The organism is Parabacteroides sp. AM58-2XD, assembly GCF_003463685.1.
Classification (GTDB): Bacteria; Bacteroidota; Bacteroidia; order Bacteroidales; family Tannerellaceae; genus Parabacteroides; species Parabacteroides segnis.
This window is the reverse complement of sequence record NZ_QSDP01000168.1, coordinates 1-7,445: the sequence shown is the minus strand read 5'-3', so window position 1 is coordinate 7,445 and position 7,445 is coordinate 1. Positions and strand designations below refer to the sequence as shown.

The 7,445-nt window shown below is 46.2% G+C and carries 5 protein-coding genes; 2 read left to right on the top strand and 3 right to left on the bottom strand.

All coding sequences use genetic code 11. The annotated features are described in order from the left end of the window. Positions 1-213: 213 nt before the first annotated feature. The 3 genes from DXA15_RS23910 to DXA15_RS23900 form a co-directional block, all read right to left on the bottom strand. The gene (locus tag DXA15_RS23910; RefSeq protein WP_128135706.1) at positions 214-1,467 is read right to left on the bottom strand and encodes an Nramp family divalent metal transporter; all 1,254 of its coding nucleotides are present in this window, start codon (positions 1,465-1,467) and stop codon (positions 214-216) included. Between the two features lie 181 nt (positions 1,468-1,648). Further along, on the bottom strand, positions 1,649-2,965 hold the full coding sequence (locus DXA15_RS23905) for a PAS domain-containing sensor histidine kinase (protein WP_128135705.1): 1,317 nt from the start codon (positions 2,963-2,965) through the stop codon (positions 1,649-1,651). A 59-nt stretch (positions 2,966-3,024) separates the two neighbouring features. Further along, on the bottom strand, positions 3,025-4,377 hold the full coding sequence (locus DXA15_RS23900; RefSeq protein WP_128135704.1) for a sigma-54 dependent transcriptional regulator: 1,353 nt from the start codon (positions 4,375-4,377) through the stop codon (positions 3,025-3,027). Between the two features lie 248 nt (positions 4,378-4,625). On the opposite strand from DXA15_RS23900, the gene DXA15_RS23895 reads away from it, so the two are divergent. Then, positions 4,626-5,957 (top strand): TolC family protein, encoded by a 1,332-nt coding sequence (locus DXA15_RS23895; RefSeq protein WP_128135703.1) that lies wholly within the window; start codon positions 4,626-4,628, stop codon positions 5,955-5,957. Positions 5,958-5,998: 41 nt separating this feature from the next. Continuing rightward, positions 5,999-7,249: an efflux RND transporter periplasmic adaptor subunit gene (locus DXA15_RS23890; RefSeq protein WP_128135702.1), complete on the top strand. Its 1,251-nt coding sequence runs from the start codon at positions 5,999-6,001 to the stop codon at positions 7,247-7,249. Positions 7,250-7,445: the final 196 nt, after the last annotated feature.

Here is a 7,445-nt window from a genome sequence, read left to right as displayed (position 1 = left end):
AGAAACAACTTGTAAACCGTCAGCTGAAGCAGACGGCAAATGAACCTGCAATAGTCAAGTGACTCTGATTAGGATGGTTGTATAGGCGGGAATATGACACACCCCCTTCGCCCTCTCGAGAGGGGAGCCAGTTACAACCAGTCACTATAAATAGCTCAAATTTGATAATAATTGTAATAAGAGTTATCCCTATTGGCATATGCTTATACTATTTTAAAATAGGCTGATTAGCAGAGCTATGTTCAATACCGTAACCATGGTTCCCAATAATACGAGAAGGATGGTGGTTGAACGGGAATTGACATATTGTCCCATTACTTTCTTGCTGGAGGTTAGATATACCTGGGTAAAGACTGTGATAGGAAGCTGCACGCTCAACAGCATCTGCGAGAGGATCAACCCTTTGAACGGGTCGCCGATCAGGAAGATGATGAGCAAGGCCGGGACGAATGAAAGAATGACTCCCAGCTTGGAGTGTAAGTCTTTATGATTGTAGGCTTCCCCATAGAAGCCGGCAAAGATGGAGGCTCCCGCAATACCCGATGTAATTGTTGAAGAGACACCGGCCAGCAGCAGTGCGGCGGCAAAGATCACGCCGGCGTTGTTTCCAACCAGGGGAACCAGTAATTGTTGCGCCTGGTCCAGTTCGTCTACGGTAATCTTTTCTTTAAAGAATGTTGCTGCTGCCAGGATGATCATGGCCGAGTTGATCGCCCAGCCGATAACCATCGACAGGAGCGTATCATAAAATTCATATTTCAGCTGCTTCTTGATGACGGATTCATCTTCCAGGTTCCATTCGCGGCTCTGTATCACTTCCGAGTGGAGGAAGAGGTTGTGGGGCATCACTACGGCACCGAGTACACTCATGATGATCAGCATGGAGTTGGGAGGAAACGACGGTTTTACCCATCCTGTGACGGCCTGTCCCCAATTGACATCGACCAAAGCCAGTTCATACAGGAAAGAGAGGCCGATAATGGAAACGAACATGATGATCCAGCGTTCTATCTTGCTGTAGGTATTGCTGAGAAGCATAATCAGGCAGGCAATCGTAACGATTACGGCACCAATCTTTATCGGTATGCTGAACAGCATCCGCAGTGCAATGGCTCCACCCAATATCTCGGCAAGCGAAGTCGAAATGCTGGCAAGCATGGCTGAACCCAGAATAGGACGGCTAAGCATCCGGGGCATATATTTATTGGTTGCTTCCGATAAGCACAAACCGGTTACAATGCCGAGGTGGGCAACGTTGTGCTGGATAATGATCAACATGATGGAAGAGAAAGTAACCACCCATAGCAGTGCATATCCGAATTCGGAACCGGCAGCCAGGTTGGTTGCCCAGTTTCCGGGGTCGATGAATCCTACGGTGACTAATAATCCAGGGCCTATGTATTTTAAAAGGTCTAATCCTCCGGAACGAGGTTTGTGATTGATCTTGAGTTTGTCTAGCAGTTTCATGTTTTAATTACTTGTTATATCAAAATGTTAGTTACTTTCTTTTTATTCTTTCCTGTAGTCTTTTGAAACAGACCTACCTCTAAATTCATTTAGACGTACGTGTAAATCGATTTAGACCTAGGTGTAAATAAAATTAGACGTACCTCTAATAGAAATAACAAAGGGAACGTTTTATTGTTTTCTACGGGAACGTCAGAATAAACGACGTTTTGTTTATCGCCGGATTGCTCTTTAAGGCAATGCTACCTCCCGAGAGCCGCATGATCTGCCGCGAGATGGATAACCCGATGCCGCTTCCGCCTTCTTTGGTCGTGAAGAACGGCACAAAAATATGTTCCGCTTCTTCCGGTGGAATGGTAGGACCATTGTTGCTCACCTCGATAATCACGGATTCGTCCGGATTACAATAGGCTTTCAGCTCGATTAGCCCGTCCGGTTGTTCGCTGCCGATAGCCTGCATGGCATTCTTCAGCAGGTTCAGTACAACCTGGGTGATCAGTTTTTCATCCGCATAAACGATCAGGTCGGCCGGTTCTATATTTATATTAATCGTTATATTGGGGAAATTGTTGTGATGACGGGCCAGATTTGTCATCCGTTCCGCAAACTTTTGCACATAGAATAACGAAGGTTCCGGTGTCGGGATATGGGTAAACTTGCGGTATGACTCGACAAATGATATCAGGCTTTTTCCTGTTGTACTGATCACTTCCAGGCCATTACGTATTTCGCTGTCGGCATCTTCGTGGATGGAAAGCAACGTATCGCTCAGTGAGGTGATCGGGGTGACGGAATTCATAATCTCATGTGTCAGCACACGGGTCAGACGTATCCAGGAGTCGATTTCCTTATCGTCCAGTTCGCTGTTGATATCGTTGATAGCCAGGATACGCACATGTTTTTCCTGCAAGGTCATTTCGGATACGCGGATGGAAAGGTTTACCGTTCCGCGTTCGTTTACGAATGATATCTGATGTTTGTCGCCCGGGAGGATATTGGCAATCGTAGTCTGTAGTTTTTCATCAATGCGCGCCAGCTGTTTGACATGGGTGAAAACGGAAAGACCCAGCAGACGAAGGGCTTCGTTGTTGGTCTGGTAGATATTGCCTATATCGTCCAATACGATTATGCCGGTATTGACCGAGTTCATGATCAACTCGTAATATTTTTCTTTCTGCACGGCTTCCGCTTTCGCCTGGAAAAGTATCTGGGTGATGCGGTTCAATGATTCGCTTACCAGCTTGTCGTTGGATGAACGTCCTCGGGTGGCATATTGGAATGCATAGTCGCTATTGTCGATGGCATCGAACATGAAGGCAACCTTCTGGGCATTGCGTTTGTATAATTCGCTCATCATCCGTATGGAATACAGCCAGCCTAAGAAAACGAGGATGAACCATTCCCATTGCCGAGTCATGGCGAAATAGGTTCCTGCAACGGTTAATATTCCGAATAACCCCAGCCGGAAAGTCAGACTATGATAGATACCTTTTAACATAAGAATAATGTGTCAATGTGCTAATATGCCAATGTGCCTTTCATTGGCATATTGGCACATTATAATTCATAACGTTTGATTTTATTGTACAGTGTCTGACGTGAAATACCCAATTGGCTGGCGACGAGCGAGAGATTGCCGTTGTACTTGTCCATGGCATTCTTAATCATGTTGTACTCCATCTCTTCCAGTGTGGTTGCCTCTTTCAGCGGCGATTCTTTCTTGCGGGGGAAGTCGAAGTCGGAGCTGTCGAGGGTTTCGCCTTCAGAAATAATCACGGCCTTTTCGATGGTATGTTCCAGTTCGCGGATATTACCGAACCAGGGTTGCTGCTTCAATTTATCCTTTGCATCCGCGCTGAGGCGCATGGAGGATTTACCGTAGATATTGCAATATTTTGCCAGGAATATTTCAGTCAGCGGAACAATGTCTTCCGGACGTTCGCGGAGGGACGGTATTTCTACGTGTATCGTGTTGATACGGTATAAAAGGTCCTCACGGAACTGCTCTTTCTGTACCATATCTTGCAAATCGCGGTTGGTGGCACAGATCAGGCGGATATTTACCGGGATAGGGGTGTTGCTTCCTACCCGGACGATGCTGCGGCGTTGGATGGCCGTCAGTAGCTTTGCCTGTAAATGATAGGAGAGGTTCCCGATTTCATCCAGGAACAGGGTCCCGTTGTTGGCTGCCTCGAATTTACCGGGACGGTCGGCGCGTGCATCGGTAAAGGCACCTTTCATATGGCCGAATAGTTCGCTTTCAAACAATGTCTCGGTGATGGCACCCATATCTACGGGGACCATAGCCTCTTTTTTGCGGTTCGACAGCATATGTATTTCTCTTGCCAGCATTTCCTTACCAGTTCCGTTCTCTCCGGTGATCAGGATATTGGCATCGGTTTTGGCAACCTTTTCGATCAGGTTGCGGAGTTGCTGCATGGCGTTGCTTTCGCCCCAGAACATGCCGCTTTCCTTGGAGATAACCTGCTTGCTGCTCTCATGCGGAACTCCTTTCCGGTTTGCCATCCGGATATCGTAAGCCGTTTTCAGCGTTTCCAGCAGTTTTGCATTGTTCCAGGGTTTGACAACGAAGTCGGTGGCGCCTTCCTTGATGCCCCTTACTGCCAGGTCTATATCTGCATAAGCGGTGAAGAGTACGACCTGTACGGCCGGGTCTTCCTTCTTTATTTCGGACAGCCAGAAGAGCCCCTCGTTGCCGGTGTTGATTCCGGCACTGAAATTCATATCCAGCAGGACTACGTCCACATTCTCGTTATGCAGTGTTGTCTTTATTTTGTTTGGGGTAGAGATGGTTATCACTTTCTCGAAGCAGGTACCTAACAGCATCTGTACTGCGGTGAGAATCCCCTTGTTATCGTCTACGACCAGTATGGTGCCTTGTTTAGCCATTGTGATATTAATGTATTTATAATGCAAAGATAGGGCTTCGGTTTTATACTACCTAACCTGTGTCTAAAATTTAGACAGATAAAATATGCGTACAAAACGGATAAATGCAGGTTGTCTAATAATTATACACCACTGTCTAATTTCTTTACACTTCTGAAAAAGAACGGTTTTTACAATTTATTGATAAATAGTGTTTTATCAGGTTTGGCACGCTCTTTGCCCTTTTGTTGGCAGAAAATAACACAAAAATGAAACAGATAATAGTTACATCGATCCTTTCGCTTAGCCTGGCAACAGCTGCCATGGCCCAAGAAAAACGCTGGACAATGGACGAATGCATGCATTATGCCGTTGAAAACAGTCCGAAAGTCAAGAAACAAATCCATACGAGCGATTCTTATAAAGCAGAGTTGAATTCAGCAGTAGCTTCTTTCTTCCCTTCCATGAGTGCAAGTGTGGGAGCGCAGTATAGTTTCGGACGTTCCATTGACCCGGAAACCAACGTCTATAACAATACATCTACATTTAATAACGGATATGGCCTGAATGTTTCCATACCTATATTTAATGGGGGACAACTGATCAACCAATGGCGTATGGCAAAAGCAAACCGCCAACTGGGTATGAATGATATCCAGAAGGAAAAGGATGATCTGGCAATCAATACGATGCAGGCTTTCATGGATGTCGTATATTATCAGGGAACAGTAAAACTGGCTGCCGAGCAACTGGAAGAGAACAGCCGTATCCTGTATAGAACCCGTCGCCAGGAAGAACTGGGACTGAAAGGTAAAGCCGATGTCGCCCAGATCGAAGCGCAGGTCGCTGCCAACGATTATAACCTGACCCATCAGCAGAATCTGCTGAATACAGCCATATTGACTTTGAAACAAAATATGAATTTCCCGTCGGATATGGAGCTGGATGTAGATACCATGCTCCTGGATAAATCGTATGCAACCATGCTGGAATCGGTGGAGGAAATTTACGATTACGCATCCGATAATAACCCGACAGCTTTACAGGCACAACTTCAACTGAAGTCATCTAAAATGCAATATCTGATGGCTAAAGGGCGCATGTTGCCTTCCATTTCATTTTCAGCCGGTATTTCCACCAATTATTATGAGAACCTGAAAGCGGAACAGGCACCCACTGCATTCGGAAGCCAGTTTAAGAACAACCGGGGGGAATACATTTCCTTTAACCTGAGTTTCCCGCTTTTTAATGGCCTGGACCGTCTGACAAATCTGCGCAAGGCACGCAACAATATGCGTATCGCCCAGGAACAGCAGACCGAGGTGCTCCGCCAGTTGCAGACGGCTATCGAACAGGCTATCCTCGATCGTGAAGGGTACGCCAAGGAAACGATCCGGATGGAAAAGAAAGCCCAGGCGGACGAAATAGCCTACCAGGTGACTCTTCGCAAATTCGAAGAAGGCCTGATGAGCCCGATCGACTTACAGACCAGCGCCAACACTTTACTGCTGTCGAAGGCTGATTTGCTGCAACGGAAGCTGATGTATCTGCTGAAATGCAAGTTGGTTGATTACTATAAAGGTAAACCGCTTTTTGATTGAAAATTAAGAATTGAAAATTAAAGAAATAAAAACATACAACAATGGATATACAATTAGAAAAGAAAAGAGGCATTCAGAAGAAACATTTACCTTATGTAGGTGGCGGTGTTTTATTCCTGGCATTGGTCGGATGGATCATTTTCGGCGATCATGCATCGACATTGAAAGTGGACGCCCGCGGTATCAGTATCGGTGAGGTGACCAAGGAGCAGTTCAATGATTTCGTTCGTGTAAACGGACAGGTGCAGCCGATCACTGTGGTACAGTTGAGTCCGGAAGAAGGCGGTATCGTTCAGGAGAAAGTAGTGGAAGAAGGTGCCCAGGTGAAGAAGGGTGACGTTATTATCCGACTTTCCAATTCAAGCCTCGATTTGCAGATATTGGATGCCGAAGCCCAGCTGGCAGAAAAACAAAACTTCCTGCGTAACACACAGGTGGCCATGGAACAGGACAAACTGAACAATCAGTTGGAAAAGGCGCAACTCGATGTCGATATTGCCCGTTCACGCCGTGCTTATTCACAACAGAAGAAATTGTATGATGAAAACCTGATTGCCAAGGAAGAGTATCTGAAAGCTAAAGAAGATTACGAACTAGCAACAAAGAAATACGACCTTGTTGTTGAGCGCCTGCGTCAGGATTCTATATCCCGTACGATCCAGATGGACGAAATGGAAACCAGTCTGGCCAACATGCGCCGTAATATCCAATTGGTTCATGAACGTAAGGAGCATCTGAATGTCCGTTCACAGATTGACGGCGAACTGGGTTTGCTGGATGTCGTGCTGGGACAGAATGTTTCTGCCGGTTTAAAGATCGGCCAGATCAACGACCTTTCCGACTATAAGGTGGAAGCGCTGATCGACGAACATTATATCGACCGTGTCAAGCCGGGACTGGATGCCGACTTCGACCGTCAGGGAACAAGTTTCGCACTGGCCGTGCGCAAGGTGTATCCGGAAGTTCGCGACGGTAAATTCCGTACGGACCTGGTGTTTACAGGTGAACGTCCTGACAATATCCGTAGTGGTCAGACCTATTATATCAATCTGGAACTGGGACAGCCGACGGAGAGTATCATCATCCCACGCGGAACATTCTTCCAGAGTACCGGTGGCAGTTGGATCTTCGTACTTGACAAAGATGGCAAGAAAGCCTATCGCCGTAAGATCAAGATCGGCCGTCAGAACCCGCAGTATTATGAAGTAACAGAAGGCCTGGAAGCAGGAGAAAAGGTAATCGTTTCCAGCTATGAAAGCTATAAGGATAACGAGGTGCTGGTTTTGGAATGATATATAGAATAAATGAATCATGTATAGAAATAATTGAATCATCTGTTTATTGACTGGTTGTAACTGGCTCCCCTCTTGAGAGGGGGTAGGGGGTGTGTTAAAGCCAGTCAATAAAACAAGCCTTGTAACAGGTTTATTTGCCGTCTGCTTCAGCTGACGGATTAGTAAAGGATCTATCTCATTGGACTTTAGTCCC

Bases quoted from the DNA above. Each gene is read 5' to 3' on its own strand.
- DXA15_RS23910 (WP_128135706.1), bottom strand. From the start codon at position 1,467: ATGAAACTGCTAGACAAACTCAAGATCAATCACAAACCTCGTTCCGGA.
- DXA15_RS23905 (WP_128135705.1), bottom strand. From the start codon at position 2,965: ATGTTAAAAGGTATCTATCATAGTCTGACTTTCCGGCTGGGGTTATTC.
- DXA15_RS23900 (WP_128135704.1), bottom strand. From the start codon at position 4,377: ATGGCTAAACAAGGCACCATACTGGTCGTAGACGATAACAAGGGGATT.
- DXA15_RS23895 (WP_128135703.1), top strand. From the start codon at position 4,626: ATGAAACAGATAATAGTTACATCGATCCTTTCGCTTAGCCTGGCAACA.
- DXA15_RS23890 (WP_128135702.1), top strand. From the start codon at position 5,999: ATGGATATACAATTAGAAAAGAAAAGAGGCATTCAGAAGAAACATTTA.